Consider the following 18,844-nt stretch of genomic DNA (forward strand, 5'->3'; position numbering starts at 1 on the left):
ACCCCGTGCCCGAGCTGATCGTCACCAATTTCAACCGCAATTTCACCGGGGTCTCGGCCACCGCCGCCGGCGTAATCCACCAACAGATGCAGTACTACGACCTCGCCCTCGCGGGCCACGCCCTGCCCGGTTGTCCCGATCCGATCACCAAGCGCGAGGCCCTCCGCCTCTCGCGCACACCACCGCAAAACCGCCCCTTCACCATCTGGCACGTGCGCCGCAACACGGAAATGCGCACCGCCCTCTGGGCGCGCGACATCCTGCGCCTGCCCGTGAAGATCGTCTTCACCTCCGCCGCCCAGCGCCGCCATTCGGCCTTCCCGCGCTGGCTCATCTCGCGGATGGACGCGGTGATCGCCACCACCGAGCGCGCTGCGGACTTCGTCCCCCATGTTCGCGCGGTCGTCCCCCATGGCGTCGATTGTACCCGTTTCACCCCGGCCACGAACCGCACTGCCGCATGGGCCGCCACCGGCTATCCCGGCACCCGCGGCATTGCCACCATCGGGCGTATCCGCCCCGAAAAAGGCACCGACCGTTTCGTCGAGGCGATGCTCGCCTACCTGCCGACCGCCCCCGATGTCACCGCCCTCGTCATCGGCCGCGCCGCCAAATCCGACGCGGGCTTTCTGTCTGATCTGCAACAGAAAATCGCCAAGGCCGGCCTCACCGACCGAATCCTGTTTCCCGGCGAAATCCCCCCCGGCGATCTTCCCGGGCTCACCCGGGCGCTCTCGGCCATCGTGCAACTGCCCCGCTACGAAGGCTACGGCATGACACCGCTCGAAGGCATGGCCAGCGGCGTGCCCTTCGTGGCCACCGACGCAGGCTACTACCGGCATTTCACGCAAAACGGCACCACCGGGTTCATCACCCCCGAGGATGATGCCAAGGCCACCGCAGAGGCCCTGACGACGCTGCTATCCGAAAGCACCCACGAAAAAATGGCCCAAGCCGCCCGCCACGCCGCCGAATCCCTCTTCAGCATCGAGGCCGAAGCGCAGGGCATCTCACAAGTGTACGAGGCCCTCTGGAGCGCCTCATAACCCTTCATCTTTCCTGAGAATACTCCGGGGGAATCGCCCGCAGGGCGATGGGGGCAGCGCCCCCAAAGCTTACCCGCCCAGGGGCATCCGCTGCTCGGCGATCCCCGCCCACCAGCTACAGCCGGCCGGGATCGCATCGTCGTTAAAGTTATACTCCGGGTGATGCACCATGGCCGTGTCGCCATTGCCCACAAGGATATAGGCCCCGGGCCGCGCCTCCAGCATGAAGGCGAAATCCTCCCCGCCCATGACAAGCGGCGCCTCGTCGCACTGCCCGCTGACCGATTTGGCCACCTCTGCGGCAAAGTCGGTCTGCGCGTCATGGTTCACCATCACCGGGTAATTGCGCTGGTACTCAAGGGTGATCTTCCCCCCCATGGCCGTGCCCAGATGCTCACAGATCGCCCCCATACGCTCTTCGGCCAGATCGCGCATCTCCGGGCTCAGGGTCCGCACCGTTCCCATCAGGTCCACGCCCTGCGGGATCACGTTGAAGGCCTTCGAGGTGGTCTCCATCGAGGTGACCGAAACAACCAATTGCTCCGTCGGGTCGGCATTGCGGCTGGCAATGCTTTGCAAGGCGCTGACCAGTTGCGCGGTCATCACCACCGGGTCCACCGTGTCATGCGGTTTGGCCGCATGGCCGCCTCGTCCGCGCACCTCGATCTTGAACAGGTCGGTCGCGGCGAAAAACGGCCCCGGACGGATCGCGAAGCTGCCCTCCGGCATACCGGGCCAATTGTGCATCCCGTACACCTCCTGCACGCCGAACCGTTCCATCAACCCGTCCTCGCACATCTCGCGGCCGCCCCCGCCGCCCTCTTCGGCGGGCTGGAAGATCACCACGACGGTGCCGTCGAAATTGCGGGTCTCGGCAAGGTATCGCGCCGCGCCCAGCAGCATCGCGGTATGGCCGTCATGGCCGCAGGCATGCATCGCACCGGGCGTTTCGCTGGCATAATCCACCCCCGTTGCCTCGTGAATCGGCAAGGCGTCCATGTCGGCCCGCAACCCGATCACCTTGCCCGATCCCGTTTCGCGCCCCTTGATCACGCCGACGACCCCGGTGCGCCCGATGCCGGTTTCCACCGTGTCACAGCCGAAGTCCCGCAGCTTCTCAGCCACCAGCGCACTGGTGCGGTGCGTCTCGAACAGGATTTCGGGGTGGCGGTGAATATCCCGCCGCCACGCGGTGATCTCGTCATGCAGTTCGGCAAAGCGGTTCTTCACGGGCATCTCGTCGGTCCTCGGGTTGGGGAAGTTACCTTTCAACCTGACGGCTTTGGCCGGGATTTCAACGGCAATCTGTCGGCAGGTTGTGCAAAAACAGCACAGGGACAAAACCAAAGGTTGCACGGGCCCGCCCTTTTCGCGCAATTAGATCATCGAATTGTGGAGGGTGCCACCTGCCGCGCAGAGGCGTGAGCGGTGACAGCAATAACGGCAGAACCGGCCCGGCAGACCCGGCCAATGCCATGTAACAGGAGGAGCCATGCCCATTTTCGGCCATAGCGCCCAGCGCAAGGCGCGCCGACGGTCTAGCGGGCTCGCGGGCCTGCTCGTGGCTCTCGTGAATTTCGCGGTTCTCATGGCCCTTGTGGCGCCCCGGACCGCACAGGCCGATACCCTGCGCTTGCGGAACTGGCAGGCTCCCTCGACGCTCAATCCCTATCTCTCCGCCGGGGCCAAGGATGTCGAAGCCGCCAGCCTCGTGCTCGAACCGCTGGCCCTGACCGACCCGGACGGCGCCTTGATCCCAAGGCTGGCCGCAAGGATACCCACCCGCGAAAACGGCGGCATCAGCCCGGATGGCATGGCGATGACATGGAGGTTGCGCGACGGTCTCACGTGGTCCGACGGCTCGCCGCTGACCTCGGCAGATGTGAAATTCACATGGGCCTATTGCATGACCCCCGGCGCGGGCTGCGCACAGACCATGAAATTCGCCGGAATCACCCGCATCGACACCCCCGATGCCCTGACGGCCACCCTGCATTTCGACGCCCCCCGCCCCATGCCCTACCAGGCTTTCGTCGGGCCACGGGCGCCGGTTCTGCAAAAGGCGCAGTTCGCGGGTTGCCTCGGCCCCAAGGCCCAGCAATGCGGACAGGAAAACGCCGCCCCCATCGGCACCGGCCCTTTCGTGGTGCGCCTGTTTCAACCCGGCAACCTGGCCGAGTTCACCGCCAATCCCGCCTATCGCACCCCTCGCCAGCCAGCGTTTGACCGGGTGGTCCTGCAAGGCGGCGGCGAGGCCGCGGGCGCCGCCCGCGCCGTGCTGCAAACCGGCGAGGCGGATTTCGCCACCAACCTGCAACTGCCACCCGAGGTGCTGCGCACCATGCAGGCCACAGGGCGAGGTCGGCTTCTCACCGCCTTCGGCCCGTTGCTCGAACGCCTCGTCTTCAACCTGACCGATCCCGACCCGGCCCTCCGGTCCGGGCGGTCCACCACCAGCCACCCGCATCCTGTTCTCTCGGATGCGCGCGTCCGCGAAGCACTCAGCCTCGCCCTCGATCGCGCGGCGCTGGTCGAGCTGGGCTATGGCCCGGCAGGTCGGGTGGCCTGCGCGCTCATCCCCGCCCCCGCACGCTTTGCCCCGCCGCGGCCCGACGGCTGCGCCGACCAGAACCTCGCCCGCGCCCGCGCCCTGCTGGACCAGGCGGGGTGGAGCGACACCGATGGCGACGGCCTGCGCGACAAGAACGGCAGGCCCCTCCGCCTGACGTTCCAGACCTCGGTCAATCCCGTCCGGCAGGATTTCCAGGTGGTGATACAGGGGTGGTGGCGGCAAATCGGCGTCGAGACCGGCTTGCGCGCCATCGACGCCAGCATCTTCTTCGGCTCCGACCCGGGCAACCCCGACACCTACCAGAAATTCAACGCCGACGTGCAAATGTTCGCCTCGGCCTTCGATGGCACCGATCCCGGCCCCTTCCTCGCCAATTGGCGCTGTGAAAACATCCCCTCGCCCGCCAACAGCTGGCAAGGGTCCAACATTGCCCGCATCTGTGACCCCGCCTTCGATGCGCTCTCGGCACAACTGGCCCAAACCGCCGCTCCAAAGGCCCGCGCGCAACTGGTCCAACGCATGTCCCAACGCCTCACCGACAGCCACGCACTTGTCCCGCTGGTCCACCGCGGACGGGTGGCCGCCAGCGCCAAGGACCTGCTCGGCCCCAAGCTCAACCCGTGGGGCAGCCCCTATTGGAACATCGCCACATGGCGCCGCGCCCGCTGATCGACGTCGCCCGCCGCGGCCTTGCCCTCGGCCTCAGCCTCCTGCTGATTGCCCTCGCGATCTTCGGCCTGCTCTCGCTCGCCCCCGGCGATCCGCTGGCGCATATGCCGCTGACCCTTCCGCCCGAGGTGCGCGCCGCCATGCGTGAGGCCATGGGCCTCGACGCCCCATGGCCCGCGCGCCTTGCCCTCTGGCTCCGGCAGGTCCTGGTGATCGAACCGCTGGCGCTTTGCGATGCCCTCCTCGGCACCGCATGGGCCGAGGGGCTGCCGCGCCTGATTAGCTGGCACAGCCATACCCCGGTGACAGGGCTTATCGCCGACCGCCTGCCGCAAACCCTGCGCCTCATGGGGCTGGCCTATCTGCTTGGCCTCGCCTGTGCCCTGCCATTGGGCCTCTGGCAGGCCCATACCCATCGAAGCCCCGGCGACCACGCCGCAAGCGCGCTGACGATGACGGCCTATGCCCTGCCGCCCTTCGTCACGGCGCTGCTGCTGATCTGGCTGTTTTCCATCACGCTGGGCTGGCTGCCCTCGGGCTACGACCCAAGCCACCGGATCACCGATGCCCAAAGCCTCTGGATCGAGGCCCGGCAACTCCTCCTGCCGGTCATCGTCCTCAGCCTGCAAATCACCGCGCAACTCGCCCGTCACCTGCGCGCCAGCGCGATCGAGGTCCTCCACGCCGACCACATCCGCACGGCCCGCGCCAAGGGCCTCGGCCCCCGTGCGCTCCTGACGGGCCACGTCATGCGCCACGCCATGGTCCCGGTCATCACCCTCATGGCACTTGGCCTGCCACAGGTCTTCGGGGGCGCCATCATCACCGAGCAGGTCTTCGCCATCAACGGCATCGGTCATCTGCTGATCTCCTCGATCCACGCGGGCGACCTGCCGGTGGTGCAAACCATCACCCTGCTGATCGCCGTGCTGGTGGTGCTGGCCAACCTGCTGGCCGATGCCGCCTATCGCTGGCTCGACCCGAGGATCGCGGCATGACCCGCCACCGCCTCCTCCTCGGGGGCCTCGGCCTCATGGCCTTCACCCTTCTGGCCGCGCCCATACTCTGGCCGGGCGAGGCCACCGCGCCCGACCTTGCCGCAAGACAGCTCGACCCATCCCTCGCCCATCCCATGGGAACCGACAGGCTGGGCCGGGACCGGCTGGCGCGGCTCCTGTTGGGCGGGCAAATCTCGGCCGTCACCGGGCTTGCGGGCATGGCGCTCACCCTCCTGCTCGGCTGCGGCATCGGGCTTGTGGCGGGGATGTCCCGCCGCCTCGACCCATGGCTGATGCGATTGACCGACCTGTGCCTCGCCTTGCCCACGCTGCCGATGATGCTGCTGATGGTCATGCTCTTCCGTGCGCCCCTCAGCGGCCTGTTCGGCGCCACCCTTGGCGCCTTTGTCCTTGTGACCACGGTCATCGCGGTGACAAGCTGGATGCAGACCGCCCGCCTGATCCGGGCCGAGGTGCTGCGCCTGCAAGGCATGGAATTCACCCGCGCCGCCCGCGCCATGGGGACCCCGCCGTTACAGGTGGTGACCCGGCATATCCTGCCCAGTTGCATGGCCCCTCTGGCAACCTCGGCCACGCTGGCCATGGCACAGGCGATGATCGCCGAATCCGCCCTGTCCTTTCTGGGCCTCGGCTTCCCGCCCGGCACCCCCAGCCTCGGGGGGCTCCTGCACGAGGCGCTGCCCTATCTGGGGCTTGAGCCGACCCGCGCCCTCGCGCCGGGGCTTCTGCTGTCGCTGATCGTGCTGACGGTGACATGGGCGGGCGAAGACCTGCGCAACCGCTACGACCCCAAGGCGTGATCTGGATGGGGGATGCCCCATTGCGACAGGCAACCAAACCCGTCGGGCATCATCTGCCAAGACCACAGCAAAAAAGAACCGCGTCGCAGGAAGGCCCCAAGCCCCGGATCAGATACAGCCCGCACCCCACCAAGGCGGAACCCTGTTCCACGCACAACCCGATACCGGAACAATATTTTCCTTACGCAGCCATCGGCGGCATTCATAAGGGTTGATTCAAATCAGAACCCCCGCCATCTGGAACAAAATTCCGCATTCGGGAGAAAAACCATGTTCGAATCCCTCGGGTTTGAGACCCTCACCGCACCCCAGGCTGCCGTCTGGTTCGCCTTGGCCATTGGCCTCGCCTTCGGCGTTCTGGCCCAGATCACCCGCTTCTGCCTGCGCCGCGCCGTGGTCGGTGAAGATCGCAAACAGGCGGCAGGGGTCTGGCTCACGGCGCTGGCCGTCGCCATGCTGGGCACGCAATACGCCGTGGCGCAGGGCGTGATCTCCTTCGCCGATCACCGCTTCATGGCCGCTGATCTGCCGGTTCTGGCCATCGTGGCGGGTGGCCTGATGTTCGGCATCGGCATGGTCCTGACCCGTGGCTGCATCTCGCGGCTGACGGTGCTGACCGGCGCGGGCAACCTGCGCGCCGCGCTAGTGCTGATCGTCTTCGCCATCACTGCCCATGCCGCGCTCAAGGGTGTGCTGGCGCCCCTGCGCACTTCGCTGGGCAGCGTCACCCTGCCGCTCGACTCCGCCGCCCTGCCCGGCAACCCGCTGATCTGGACGGCGCTGATCGCCGCGGCGGCCCTGCTGTTCGCCCTGCGCTCGGGCAACAAACCCGGCACACTCGCGCTGGCCGCCCTGATCGGCGCACTTGTGCCCGTGGCATGGGTCGGCACCGGCTTTGTCCTGTACGATGATTTCGATCCCATCGCGATGCAGTCGCTCTCCTTCACCTCGCCTGCCGCGGACTCGATTTTCTACACCGTGGCCTCCACCGCCGTGCCCGCCAACTTCGGCGCTGGCCTTCTGGGCGGTGTTGTGATCGGGGCCCTGCTGGCCGCCCTCCTGTCGGGTGGCTTCGAATGGCAAAGCTTCGACTCCCCCCGCCAGACGGGCCGCTACCTGACCGGCGCCGTTCTGATGGGGCTGGGTGGTGTTCTGGCCGGCGGCTGCACCGTCGGGGCCGGCCTTGCCGGTATCCCCACCCTGTCGCTGGCCGCGGTCCTCGCGCTGGCGTCGATCATCGCCGGTGGCCTTCTGGCACAACGCGCCCTGCGTTCGGGCGCGGCCACCGCCGGGGTCCTGCACCCCGCCGAATAAGCGATTTTCGTACGACTCGTACGACAATAGGAACACCCCCCCGGAATTTCGTACGAAACCGGGGGGTTTTTCGTACGACTCGTACGCTGTCATCCCCCTTGCGCTAGCCGACCAAACCTCTAGGATACGGCGCGCATTTCAGAAGGGACCATTTCATGACAACCTACGAATATCGCGTGATCCCCGCCCCCACCAAGGGCCGCAAGGCCCAGGGTGTGAAAGGGGCCGAGGCGCGATTTGCCCATACCCTACAGGACGTCATGAACGAACAGGCCGCCGAGGGTTGGGAATACCAGCGCTCCGACATCCTGCCCTCCGAGGAACGGCAGGGCCTGACCTCCTCGCATACCGTCTATCGTAGCGTTCTCGTCTTCCGCCGCGCCGCCGATGACCTTGACGAAAGCGAAAAGACGGCACCCAACACCGAGGGTGAGATCGAAGAAAACGGTGACTTGTCAGAGCCTTACAAAGAAAACGCCGACGAATCCGCCGCCGAAAACAGCCCACCAGAACGCCCCTGACAGGCAACAAGCGACACTCCGCCACCCTCCTGAAATTTTCCGATTTTGCCCCTTCAATTCACCGCGTTTTAGCCTAAAATCACCGCTCCGAGTCGAAAAGGTAGCCCCATGTCCAAGTCAGACCCCTTCGGTTTCGACATGTCCGTCTCTTCCGCGAAGAAGAAAAACCCCCGCGGCCGCCGTGGCATGTCCGGAGCCTCCGAAACCTCCACCCGCATCTGCGAACACGAGGGCTGCAAAGAGGCGGGCAAGTACCGCGCGCCCAAGGCTCCCGACGTGTTGGATGAATTCTACTGGTTCTGCAAAGACCACGTGCGCGAATACAATCTCAAATGGAACTTCTTCCACGGCACCACCGAGGCCGAGATGAACGCGCAGATGTCCAAGGATAAGGTCTGGGAAAGACAGACAAAATCCTTCTCCGACCCCGAGGCGCGGGCCTGGGCCCGGCTGGGCATCGAGGACCCGCATCAGGTGCTTGGCGAAAACGCCACGCAGAACCCCGGCAAGAAAAGCGGCGGCGGGCGCAAGCTCCCCCCGACCGAGCGCAAGGCGATCGAAATTCTCGAAGCCGAGGACAGCTGGACCAAGGTGGAAATCCGCAAGGCCTATAAAAAACTCATCAAGGTTCTGCACCCCGACATCAACGGCGGCGACCGCAGCCAGGAAGAGCAACTGCAACAGGTCGTCTGGGCCTGGGACCAGATCAAGGACAGCCGGCACTTCAAGTAACCCGCTGATCGTGCTACAAAAAACCGCCCCGTGCGCATCTGCGCCGGGGCGGTTTCGTGTTCAAGCTGCTGAATTGGCCTTCGCCGTTGCACCCATCAGGCCGGCTTGAACACAAGGCTGACACCATTCAGGCAATGCCGCTTGCCGGTGGGTTGCGGGCCATCTTCGAAGATATGGCCAAAGTGGCTCCCGCAGCGGCGGCAATGACATTCGGTGCGCGGATAAATCAGCTTGAAATCCCGCTTCGTCCCGATCGCATCCGGCAAGGATTGCCAGAAGCTCGGCCAGCCGGTCCCGCTGTCGTATTTGTGTTCACTGGAATAGACCGCCAGATCACATCCTCGGCAATGATACAGACCCTCCGAATACTGCTTGTCCAAGGGCGATGAGAACGCGGGTTCCGTCCCCTCTTCACGCATCACGCGGTATTGCGCATCGGATAGCATGGCCTTCCACTCGGCCTTGCTGCGCGTGACCTCGAAATCGCCACTGGCCGCCACGCCACGCCCGGCCAATGTCAGCGCCCCTCCGGCTCCGAGAGCAAAGGCGAAAAAATGACGACGGTTCATGGCAGACCTCCTTATCTGTTACAAGAAACCTGTGCTGTGCGGAGCCGCAACACAATGCACGGCTCCACACAATACGGTGAGCGTTACGACTGCGGCGGCAGGATCACGCGATCCACCACGTGGATCACGCCGTTCGACTGATCGACATCGGCGATCGTCACGTTGATCGTGCGGCCACGTTCGTCTTCCAGCATGATCTTGTCGCCGCTATAGGTCGCCTGCAAGGTGCAGGAGCCAAGCGTCGGGACGGGATGTACCCCACCGTCATCGTCCACCATGCCCTTGATCGCCATCGACATCGCCTCGGTGCCCACGACGTGGCACTTCAGGATGTTGGCCAGTTGCGCCTTTGCGGCCGGTTCCAGCAGGGCCTCGACGGTGCCATCCTTCAGCATACCAAAGGCATCATCGGTGGGTGCAAAGACGGTGAACGGCCCTTCCGAATTCAGAACCTCGACAAGGCCCGCCGCCTTGACGGCCGCCACCAGGGTTTCATGGTCCGCCGAGTTCACGGCGTTTTCCACGATGGTCTTGTCCGCATACATCGGCGCGCCACCCACCATGGGGTTCTCGGCGCTGGCCGGTCCGGCGGCAAGACCCAAGGCAACGGCAGTCGCGGTGAAAAATCCTGTCTTGAACATCTTTCAATCTCCTCTGTCTGTCCGGGCTGAATTGCCCGAAGCTGACGAAGGCACGCAGGCCCGCCCGACAGAGTTTCAATTCAGGAGATCACGTGTTCGTGATTTCTCCGACGGCCAACACATCGCCGGTGGGCGCGCCGGTGGGCGAGCCGCCCGGCGGTTCGTCGGAAATCGCCAGAACCCCGCCATCAAGCTGCGGGCGTAACCCCTCGGGAACGGCAAGTGCGGCCTGCGCCTCGCCCGGCAACACACCCAAGGACACGGGCGCATTCTCGCCAGCGATCAACCACAGCTCAAGCGCGCGGCCCTCACGGGCGTCGCCCTCGCGGCGATCCACGAAAAGTTCGCCAGCGTCGGCATCGTAGGATGCGGCCACCACAAGGCTACCATCCTCGGCAGACACCTCCGCCACATAAACCGGATCGGTCGGGGCTTGCGGGCCAGAGGGCACCAAATCCGCACCAAAGATCAGGCCAAGCGCCAATGCGGCCGCCGCCAATCCACCAAGGAACCCGGCGACCCATCGCATGAAACTTGTCTTGTGGCCGGTCGATCCGAATAGCTCGGATTCGATCCTCGCGTGAAGCCATGGCGGCGGGGCCACGGGTTCGATCCGGTCGGTCAACCCGGCCAGATCCTCGCACCATTCCGCGTAAAATGCCCGCAACTCCGGCTCGTTCACCAGACGCGACTCGAAGGCCGCTGCCTCATCGGCAGGCAGAAGTCCCAGGGCATACTCCCCGGCCAAAGCCTTGTCGGCGTCGCGGTCTGGCAACTCGTCGCTCATCGCGAGAGGCACTCCTTCAGTTTCAACAGGCTGCGCCGCAGCCATGTTCGCATCGTATTCAGCGGCACCTCGAAGCGCGCCGCAAGATCGGCGTAGGTCTCGCCGTCAAGATAAGCCCCGCGTACCGCTTGCGCGTGCCCCTCGTCCAATTCGTCGAAGCAGGCGTTCAGACGGTCCGCCTCGGAGGCCGCTATCGCCTGCGCTTCGGGTCCCGGTGCAGGATCGGGCCGTTCTTCGGCCTGGTCCATGCTGGCGGTGGTGGATCGCCTTTTGCGCAGGCGGTCCACCGCCGTATTCCGCGCGACGGTAATCAGCCATGTCATGGGGCTGAGCCCATTGACGCGATACTTTCCGGCATTATGCCAAATCTTGACATAGACGTCGTGAAGAACCTCTTCCGCCTCGGACCGATTATCCAAGACACGCAGGCAGATGCCGAAAAGTTTCGCAGATGTCGCAGAATATAGGGCGCCGAAAGCCCGCCTGTCGCCGGTGCTACATGCGGCCAACCATGCCTCGATTTCGTCGCGCGTTGCCATGTGGTTCAACATCCCCCTGCCGTGCCAACCTAACGTGGTTTGCCGCGAGGCCAATGCAAAACTTCCCCTTTCCCTTGCCCTTCCGCGCGATATGTTGCACGACGTAGGCGAATTGAAGAATGACCCGTGAAGCGAAGGATTGCGCCCATGGCCGACGGCAGCATCGACATGAATGCGAAACCGACCGAAGAGATCTCGGTCCGCGACGTGTTCGGCATTGATTCAGACATGGTGGTCAAAGGGTTTGCCGACCGTACCGACCGTGTCCCCGAGCTCGACAGCACCTATAAATTCGATCCCGATACCACGCTGGCCATCCTTGCAGGCTTTTCGCACAATCGCCGCGTGATGATTCAAGGCTATCACGGCACCGGTAAATCGACTCATATCGAACAGGTGGCCAGCCGCCTCAACTGGCCCTGCGTGCGCGTCAACCTTGATAGCCACATCAGCCGGATCGACCTCATTGGCAAGGACGCCATCAAACTGCGCGACGGCGTGCAGGTGACGGAATTCCACGAAGGCATCCTGCCCTGGGCGCTGCGCAACCCCACGGCCATCGTCTTTGACGAATACGACGCGGGCCGCGCCGACGTGATGTTCGTGATCCAGCGGGTGCTGGAAGCCGACGGCAAGCTGACGCTGCTGGACCAGAACGAGGTGATCACGCCGAACCCCTATTTCCGCCTTTTCGCCACGGCCAATACCGTGGGCCTGGGCGACACCACGGGCCTTTACCACGGCACCCAGCAGATCAACCAGGGCCAGATGGACCGCTGGAGCCTTGTCGCCACGCTGAACTACCTCAGCCACGATGCCGAAACCAATATCGTGCTGGCCAAGAACCCGGTCTACAACACCGCCGAAGGCCGCAAGATCGTCAGCCAGATGGTCACCGTGGCCGACCTTTCGCGCACCGCCTTCATGAACGGCGAGTTGTCGACGGTGATGAGCCCCCGGACGGTGATCGCATGGGCGCAGAACGCCACCATCTTCCGCGACGTGGGCTATGCCTTCCGGCTGTCGTTCCTCAACAAATGCGACGAACTTGAACGCCAGACCGTGGCCGAGTTCTATCAGCGCTGCTTTGACGAGGAACTGCCGGAAAGTGCTGCCAGCATGAGCTTGGGGTGACGGCGGGTGACCTTGCGGCCTGCGCCATCGGCGCAGACTGGGGGAGCGCGCTTGCGCGCGCCATGAGGGGCTTTGCCCCTTCGTTGAAAATGAGATTTTCAACATACCCCAGGATATTTGGAAAAAGAAGAAGGGAGAGGCCCGCTTGAGGGTCTGAAACAGGAGGCTGGCGATGGTTCAGAACAGCGACAATCCCGCAGATCCCTTCAAGAAGGCGCTGGCCGAGGCCACCAAGGTCATGGCCGATGACCCCGATCTGTCGGTGAGTTACTCGGTCGATCCGGCGGGCCTGTCGGGCGAGTCCATGCGCCTGCCGCAGGTCAGCCGCCGGATGACCCGCGAGGAAGTCTTGCAGGCGCGCGGCACCGCCGATGCGCTGGCCCTCAAGCACAAGTATCACGATGGCGGGTTGCATGCGCGGTATGCGCCTGCGGGCGAAATGGCGCGTGATTTGTACGAGGCGATGGAAACTGCCCGTTGCGAGGCCATCGGCGCGCGCGAGATGCCCGGCACGGCGGGTAATATCGACGCCAAGATCGGCGCCGAGGCACAGCGCATGGGCTATGACCAGATCAGTGACCGGGCCGATGCGCCCTTGGCGACCGCCGCCGGGTATCTGGTGCGGCATCTGGCGACGGGGCGGGAACTTCCCCAAGGCGCACAGAACGTGATGGAGTTGTGGCGCGATTATATCGAGGCCGAGGCCGGTGGCACGCTGGAAGGCCTGGAAGACACGCTTGCCGATCAGGCCGCCTTTGCCCGCTTTGCCCGCAAGATGATCGAGGATCTGGGGTATGGCGATCAACTGGGCGATGACCCGGACGCGCCCGAGGATGACGCCGAGGACGAGGCCGAGGAAAGCCAGGAGGACGAGGAACAGCCCGACAGCAGCGGCGAGGACGACAGCGACGACTCAGAGAGTGACGCCGAGGCCGAACGCAGCCAGGAGGAACAGCAGGACGCCAGTCAGGCCCAAGTCCAGATGGACGAGATGGCCGACGAGGAGATGGGCGAGGAAACCGAACTGCCCGAGGGCGAGGCCCCGATGGAGCCCCCCGCGCCGCAGCCCATTTCCGAAGCCGACCCGGATTACGAGGTTTATTCCACCGATTTCGACGAGGAAATCCGTGCCGAAGATCTGGCCGAGCCGGTCGAACTGGAACGCCTGCGCGCCTATCTGGACCAACAGCTCGATCCGCTGAAAGGCGCCGTCAGCCGCTTGGCGAACAAGCTGCAACGCCGCCTTCAGGCACAGCAGAACCGCTCGTGGGAGTTCGACAAGGAAGAAGGTGTACTCGATGCAGGCCGCCTCGCCCGCGTCGTGGCCAACCCCACCACGCCGCTGAGCTTCAAGGTGGAAAAGGATACCGAGTTCCGCGATACCGTGGTGACGCTTCTGCTGGACAATTCCGGCTCCATGCGCGGGCGGCCCATTTCCATCGCCGCGATCTGTGCCGATGTTCTGGCACGCACGCTGGAACGGTGCAACGTCAAGGTCGAGGTGCTGGGCTTCACCACGCGCGCGTGGAAAGGCGGGCAAAGCCGCGAGGCATGGTTGAACGAAGGCCGCCCGCAACTGCCCGGGCGCCTCAATGACCTGCGTCACATCATCTATAAATCCGCCGATGCGCCGATGCGGCGCACCCGTGACAACCTCGGACTGATGATGAAGGAAGGGTTGCTCAAGGAGAACATCGACGGCGAGGCGCTGGAATGGGCGCACAAGCGCCTGGTCAACCGCCACGAGGCGCGCAAGATCCTGATGGTGATCTCGGACGGCGCCCCGGTGGATGACAGCACCCTGTCGGTGAACCCGGCCAATTACCTTGAGAAACACCTGCGCGACGTGATCGACATGGTCGAGCGCCGCAAACAGGTGGAGCTTCTGGCCATCGGCATCGGCCATGACGTCACCCGCTATTACGACCGCGCGGTGACGATCACCGATGTCGATCAATTAGCCGGCGCCATGACCGAGCAACTGGCGGCACTGTTTGACAGCGATCCAAGGGCGCGGGCGCGCGTGATGGGGATCAGGAAGGTGAGCTAACCCGCCGGTTTGCGCCATCGCTCACCGCGTTACGACCGCCTTGGTTTTGCGTTGCCAGCCTTGTCGATCTTCTTGGCCGCCGCGCGCGCCCGGTTTTTCTTGCTGTTGGGCTTGCCCTTGGGGGGCGGCGGCCCTTTGCGCTTGCCCTCTTGCCCCGCAGGCTTGCCCGAGGGCTTCCTCTGCCCCGGTTTCGCACCATCGCCCTGTCTGCGCTCAGCGCCCTTTGCCCCATGCCGCTTTTTGCCAAACTCCGCATGGACCGCCGGGTCGCGCTCCTCTGTCTTGCGCTCCCGCTTGGGGGCAGCGTCATTTGACTTGCCATGCCGTGGCTTTCGGCGTGGCTCCGGCGTATCACCGTCCTTGGGCTTTCGCTCATATTTGGCGGGCGCGGGTCTGGCCTTGGGCGCTGGCCCGGATTTACCGGGCCGGTGGCTAGGCAGATCGGGCGCTTTGTCGAGGCGTCGAAGCTGCTTCTTGCCTTCGATCACCATGCCCTCGCCGATCGCCGCCAAGAATCCCGGAACACTCGCCTCGCGAATTTCGATATAGGACAGATCATCGGCGATACGGATGGCGCCGATGTCATCCTTTGACAGCCCGCCCGCCTTGCAGATCATCGGCAACAGGTGACGCGGTGAGGCCGCCTGATTGCGCCCCTCCGACAGCGAGAACCAGACGCTGGGGCCAAAATCCGCGCGGGGCTTTTTCTGCTCGGCTTTACCGGCAGCGACGGCGCCCAACTCTTCCGGGGCGGAATGGCGCAGCTTGTACTGCCGCAGATAGGCCGCCGCGATTTGCTCGGGCGTGAAGTTTTCAACCAGTTGATCGACCGCAGCGCGCTCACCTTGGGTGATCTCGGCCTGCCAATCGTCGCTGTTCAACATACGCTGCTGATCACGTGCCTCGATGTCTTCTGCCGAGGGCGCAAGCCCCCACTCCGCCGTCAGCTTGGCAAATTTCAAGATCCGCTCGGCCTTCTTGCGCGCCGACGGTACGACCACCAAGGCGCTCACCCCTTTTCGCCCTGCCCGGCCGGTCCGGCCCGAACGGTGCAAAAGCGTCTCGTGGCTGCTTGGCAATTCGGCATGGACCACCAGTTCCAGCTTGGGCAGGTCGATGCCACGGGCGGCCACATCGGTGGCCACGCAAACCCGCGCGCGCCCGTCCCGCATAGCCTGTAGCGCATTGGAGCGTTCGCCTTGCGTCAACTCCCCCGACAAGGCCACAACCGAAAACCCCCGGTTCGAAAGCCGCGTTGTCAACCGCGCCACCATGGCCCGGGTATTGCAGAACACGATGGCATTGGGCGCCTCGTAGTACCGCAAGACATTGATAACGGCCTTCTCACTGTCATGCGGCGCCACGGTCAGGGCGCGATATTCAATATCGGCATGTTGCGTCTGCTCGCCCACGGTCGAAATCCGCTCGGCCTCACGCTGGTAGCTTTGGGCCAGCTTGGCGATGGCATTCGGCACCGTGGCGGAAAACAACAGCGTTTGACGCGTGGGCGGGGTCTCATCCAGGATAAACTCCAGATCCTCGCGAAACCCGAGGTCCAACATCTCGTCGGCCTCATCCAGAACCACCGCCCGCACCTCGGTCAGGTCGATGGACCCACGCATGATGTGATCCCGCAACCGCCCCGGCGTGGCCACCACGATATGCGCCCCGCGCGCCAGCGCCTGGCGCTCATCGCGGATATTCATCCCCCCAACGCAGGAGGCCAGAACCGCCCCCGCCTTGCCATAAAGCCAGCCAAGCTCGCGCTTGACCTGCATCGCCAATTCGCGCGTCGGCGCAATGACCAAGCCCAAGGGGGCCGCTGCCGGGCCAAATGTCTCCCCCTCGCCCAAGACCGTCGGCGCAATCGCCAAGCCAAAGGCAATGGTCTTGCCCGATCCGGTTTGCGCCGAAACCAAAAGGTCCCGTCCATCCAGGTCGGGTTGGGTCACGGCCTGCTGAACAGGCGTCAAGACATCATAGCCTTTACCGGCCAGCGCCTCTGCAATGGTGTTTTTCAATGGTCTGGGTCTTTTTATTGAGGACAGCATGGACCGCATGACACCTGAAGCCACGCGGAAGCGTTGCGCATATCGGCTTGAGGTGGCCTTGTATAGTCACATAAAGGCCTTTTCCGACAATGGCGTCATTTCGTCCATCCCCGGATCGCCCCGCCACATTGAGCCTAATGGCAATCCGGGTCTAAGCTGCGACTATCCCAATGACCGAAAGGAACGTCCATGATCATCGCCCTTGTCCAAATCCCGCTTGATGGCCCCAAGCGCCCGCATCAGGACGTGATTGACCAATCTCTGGAGTCCACCAAAATATTTCACAAGGTCAAAGGCTTGCGCCGCAAGTATTACCTCAATTCCGAGGCGGGCGGCGGCGGTGTTTACGAATTCGACACGCGCGAAAACGCCGAAGACTGGTTCAACGACGGTTGGGCCGACTGGATGGAGGGCCGCTTTGGCGTGCGGCCCAGGCTCACGATCTTCGACACCCCGGTGGTTCTGGACAACGAAGCCGGCGAGGTGCGCGTCGATGGCCACCCCGTTCCCGCCCCATGGCAGGGCGATTGATCTTCCGCCCCCCACCCATTAGCACTGTCTGACCCGCAAAGTGCAGGAGAGCCGCGATGTTCCAGTCCTTCGACGAATCCGCCAGCCCCGAACAGGGCCCGCCGCGCCTTGCCGCCCTGCGCGACGTCATGGGGGCCCATGGCGTCACCGGTTTCATGGTGCCCCGCGCGGATGCCCACCAGGGCGAATACGTCGCCCCGCGCGATGACCGTCTGGCGTGGCTCACCGGCTTTACCGGCTCGGCGGGGTTCTGCATCGTGCTTCCGCATGTGGCCGGGGTTTTCGTCGATGGCCGCTACCGGGTGCAGGTGAAATCACAGGTCGCGACCGATCATTTCACCCCCGTCGACTGGCCCGAGACCTCCCCCGCCGCATGGCTGCAAGAACACCTGCCCAAGGGTGGCACCGTGGGCTTCGACCCGTGGCTCTATACCCCCGATCAGATCTCGGCCATCCAAGAGGGCCTCAAGGAAAGCGCCATCACCCTGCGCCCCACCGAGAACCTGATTGATGCCATCTGGCCCGACCAACCCGGCGTTCCCATGGGCGCCATCCGCATCTACCCCGAGGACCTGGCCGGTGAATCGCACCATGACAAGCGCCGCCGCCTCGCCGCCGCCCTGCGCAACGCGGGCCACGCCGCCGCCGTGATCACCCTGCCCGACTCCATCGCGTGGCTTCTGAACATCCGGGGAAGCGACATCCCCCGCAACCCGATCCCCCATGCCTTCGCCGTGCTGCATGACGATGCGCACCTGACGCTCTTCGTCGACGCCGAAAAACTCTCGGACGAGATCCGCACGCATCTGGGCGACGAGGTGACCATCCGCCCGCCCCATGCCTTCGGTCCGGGCCTGCGCAGCCTCACCGGCACCGTGCGCGTCGATCACGCAAGCGCCCCGCTTTGGGTGCTGCACCAACTGGACGAGGCGAACGTCACCCACGCCAAGGGAGATGATCCCTGCGTGCTGCCCAAGGCCTGCAAAACCAAGGCCGAGATCGCCGCCACGCGCGAGGCCCACCTGCGCGACGCCGCCGCCATGTGCGAATTCCTCACGTGGTTCGACGAGCAAGCGCCGGGAAGCATTACCGAAATCGACGTCGCCACAAAGCTTGAAGAATGTCGCCAAGCCACCGGCAAGCTCTTGGACATCAGTTTCGACACCATCGCAGGCTCCGGCCCCAACGGCGCGCTGGCCCATTACCGCGTCAACCGCCAAAGCAACCGCACCCTGCAAGCTGGTGACCTGCTGGTGCTCGACAGCGGCGGGCAATACCTCGACGGCACCACCGACATCACCCGCACCCTGCCCGTGGGCGAGGTGGGCCAGGATGAGCGCACCGCCTTCACTCGCGTGCTGCAAGGCATGATCGCCATGAGCCGCGCCCGCTGGCCCCGCGGCCTTGCGGGCCGCGACCTTGACGCCATCGCGCGCTACCCCCTGTGGCTGGCCGATCAGGACTATGGCCACGGTACAGGCCACGGTATCGGCGTGCATCTATGCGTCCACGAAGGCCCGCAGCGCCTGTCGAAAACCAGTACCGTTCCCCTGCAAGAGGGCATGATCGTCTCGAACGAGCCGGGATATTACCGCGAAGGTGCCTTCGGAATCCGCATCGAAAACATTGTCGTGGTGCAAGAGGCCGAAGCCCTGCCCACCGGCGACGCCCATGGCAAGCTTTGCTTCGAAACGCTCAACTACGTCCCCATCGACCGCCGCCTGATCCTCCCCGAGATGCTAAGCCAAGGCGAACGCGACTGGCTCAACGCCTACCACGCCCTCTGCCGCGACAAAATCAGTCCTCGGATCACCGGCCCGGCTCGTCTATGGTTGGACCAAGCGACCAAGCCACTGTGACACACGGGTG

At 64.5% G+C, this 18,844-nt stretch carries 17 protein-coding genes; 11 read left to right on the plus strand and 6 right to left on the minus strand.

The genetic code is table 11. From position 1 onward, the window contains the following. Nucleotides 1-5: 5 nt before the first annotated feature. On the plus strand, nt 6-1,046 hold the full coding sequence (locus FDP25_RS02830; RefSeq protein ID WP_343031944.1) for a glycosyltransferase family 4 protein: 1,041 nt from the start codon (nt 6-8) through the stop codon (nt 1,044-1,046). A gap of 69 nt (nt 1,047-1,115) precedes the next feature. On the opposite strand, the gene FDP25_RS02835 is transcribed toward FDP25_RS02830, so the two are convergent. After that, nucleotides 1,116-2,282: a M20 aminoacylase family protein gene (locus FDP25_RS02835; RefSeq protein ID WP_154148728.1), complete on the minus strand. Its 1,167-nt coding sequence runs from the start codon at nt 2,280-2,282 to the stop codon at nt 1,116-1,118. Between the two features lie 256 nt (nt 2,283-2,538). Between FDP25_RS02835 and FDP25_RS02840 the strand changes: the two genes are divergently transcribed. The 6 genes from FDP25_RS02840 (at nt 2,539) to FDP25_RS02865 (ending at nt 8,673) form a co-directional block, all read left to right on the plus strand. Beyond that, nucleotides 2,539-4,287, plus strand: coding sequence for a peptide ABC transporter substrate-binding protein (locus FDP25_RS02840; RefSeq protein WP_246175747.1), 1,749 nt, complete (start codon nt 2,539-2,541; stop codon nt 4,285-4,287). Next, nucleotides 4,269-5,285, plus strand: a complete 1,017-nt coding sequence (locus FDP25_RS02845; protein ID WP_154148730.1) for an ABC transporter permease — start codon at nt 4,269-4,271, stop codon at nt 5,283-5,285. The genes FDP25_RS02840 and FDP25_RS02845 overlap by 19 nt, the downstream gene beginning before the upstream one ends. After that, entirely contained in the window at nt 5,282-6,106 is an 825-nt protein-coding gene (locus FDP25_RS02850; RefSeq protein WP_154148732.1) for an ABC transporter permease, read from the plus strand. The genes FDP25_RS02845 and FDP25_RS02850 overlap by 4 nt, the downstream gene beginning before the upstream one ends. A gap of 270 nt (nt 6,107-6,376) precedes the next feature. Next, nucleotides 6,377-7,420, plus strand: a complete 1,044-nt coding sequence (locus FDP25_RS02855) for a YeeE/YedE family protein (protein WP_154148734.1) — start codon at nt 6,377-6,379, stop codon at nt 7,418-7,420. 155 nt (nt 7,421-7,575) lie between these two features. Then, nucleotides 7,576-7,941 (plus strand): DUF4177 domain-containing protein, encoded by a 366-nt coding sequence (locus FDP25_RS02860; RefSeq protein ID WP_154148736.1) that lies wholly within the window; start codon nt 7,576-7,578, stop codon nt 7,939-7,941. A gap of 108 nt (nt 7,942-8,049) precedes the next feature. Then, complete coding sequence (locus FDP25_RS02865; RefSeq protein WP_154148738.1) at nt 8,050-8,673, plus strand: J domain-containing protein; 624 nt, start codon at nt 8,050-8,052, stop codon at nt 8,671-8,673. 95 nt (nt 8,674-8,768) lie between these two features. Here FDP25_RS02865 and msrB read toward each other — a convergent pair whose 3' ends face one another. From msrB to FDP25_RS02885, 4 genes are all read right to left on the minus strand, one after another. After that, entirely contained in the window at nt 8,769-9,242 is a 474-nt protein-coding gene (gene msrB, locus FDP25_RS02870; protein WP_154148740.1) for a peptide-methionine (R)-S-oxide reductase MsrB, read from the minus strand. 83 nt (nt 9,243-9,325) lie between these two features. Continuing rightward, nucleotides 9,326-9,883, minus strand: coding sequence for a fasciclin domain-containing protein (locus FDP25_RS02875; protein ID WP_154148742.1), 558 nt, complete (start codon nt 9,881-9,883; stop codon nt 9,326-9,328). An 88-nt stretch (nt 9,884-9,971) separates the two neighbouring features. Further along, nucleotides 9,972-10,670, minus strand: a complete 699-nt coding sequence (locus FDP25_RS02880) for an anti-sigma factor (RefSeq protein WP_154148744.1) — start codon at nt 10,668-10,670, stop codon at nt 9,972-9,974. After that, nucleotides 10,667-11,209, minus strand: coding sequence for a sigma-70 family RNA polymerase sigma factor (locus tag FDP25_RS02885; protein WP_154148746.1), 543 nt, complete (start codon nt 11,207-11,209; stop codon nt 10,667-10,669). The genes FDP25_RS02880 and FDP25_RS02885 overlap by 4 nt, the downstream gene beginning before the upstream one ends. A gap of 147 nt (nt 11,210-11,356) precedes the next feature. Between FDP25_RS02885 and cobS the strand changes: the two genes are divergently transcribed. Then, a complete protein-coding gene (gene cobS / locus FDP25_RS02890; RefSeq protein ID WP_154148748.1) occupies nt 11,357-12,343 on the plus strand; it encodes a cobaltochelatase subunit CobS in 987 nt (328 codons plus the stop codon). 172 nt (nt 12,344-12,515) lie between these two features. Then, a complete protein-coding gene (gene cobT / locus FDP25_RS02895) occupies nt 12,516-14,393 on the plus strand; it encodes a cobaltochelatase subunit CobT (protein WP_154148750.1) in 1,878 nt (625 codons plus the stop codon). A 29-nt stretch (nt 14,394-14,422) separates the two neighbouring features. Here the strand turns inward: cobT and FDP25_RS02900 are convergent, their stop codons facing one another. Beyond that, the gene (locus FDP25_RS02900) at nt 14,423-16,414 is read right to left on the minus strand and encodes a DEAD/DEAH box helicase (RefSeq protein WP_154148753.1); all 1,992 of its coding nucleotides are present in this window, start codon (nt 16,412-16,414) and stop codon (nt 14,423-14,425) included. 219 nt (nt 16,415-16,633) lie between these two features. Between FDP25_RS02900 and FDP25_RS02905 the strand changes: the two genes are divergently transcribed. After that, a complete protein-coding gene (locus FDP25_RS02905) occupies nt 16,634-16,975 on the plus strand; it encodes a hypothetical protein (RefSeq protein ID WP_154148755.1) in 342 nt (113 codons plus the stop codon). A 56-nt stretch (nt 16,976-17,031) separates the two neighbouring features. Then, nucleotides 17,032-18,834: an aminopeptidase P family protein gene (locus FDP25_RS02910; RefSeq protein ID WP_154148757.1), complete on the plus strand. Its 1,803-nt coding sequence runs from the start codon at nt 17,032-17,034 to the stop codon at nt 18,832-18,834. Nucleotides 18,835-18,844: the final 10 nt, after the last annotated feature.

The organism is Roseovarius bejariae (assembly GCF_009669325.1).
Classification (GTDB): Bacteria; Pseudomonadota; Alphaproteobacteria; order Rhodobacterales; family Rhodobacteraceae; genus Roseovarius; species Roseovarius bejariae.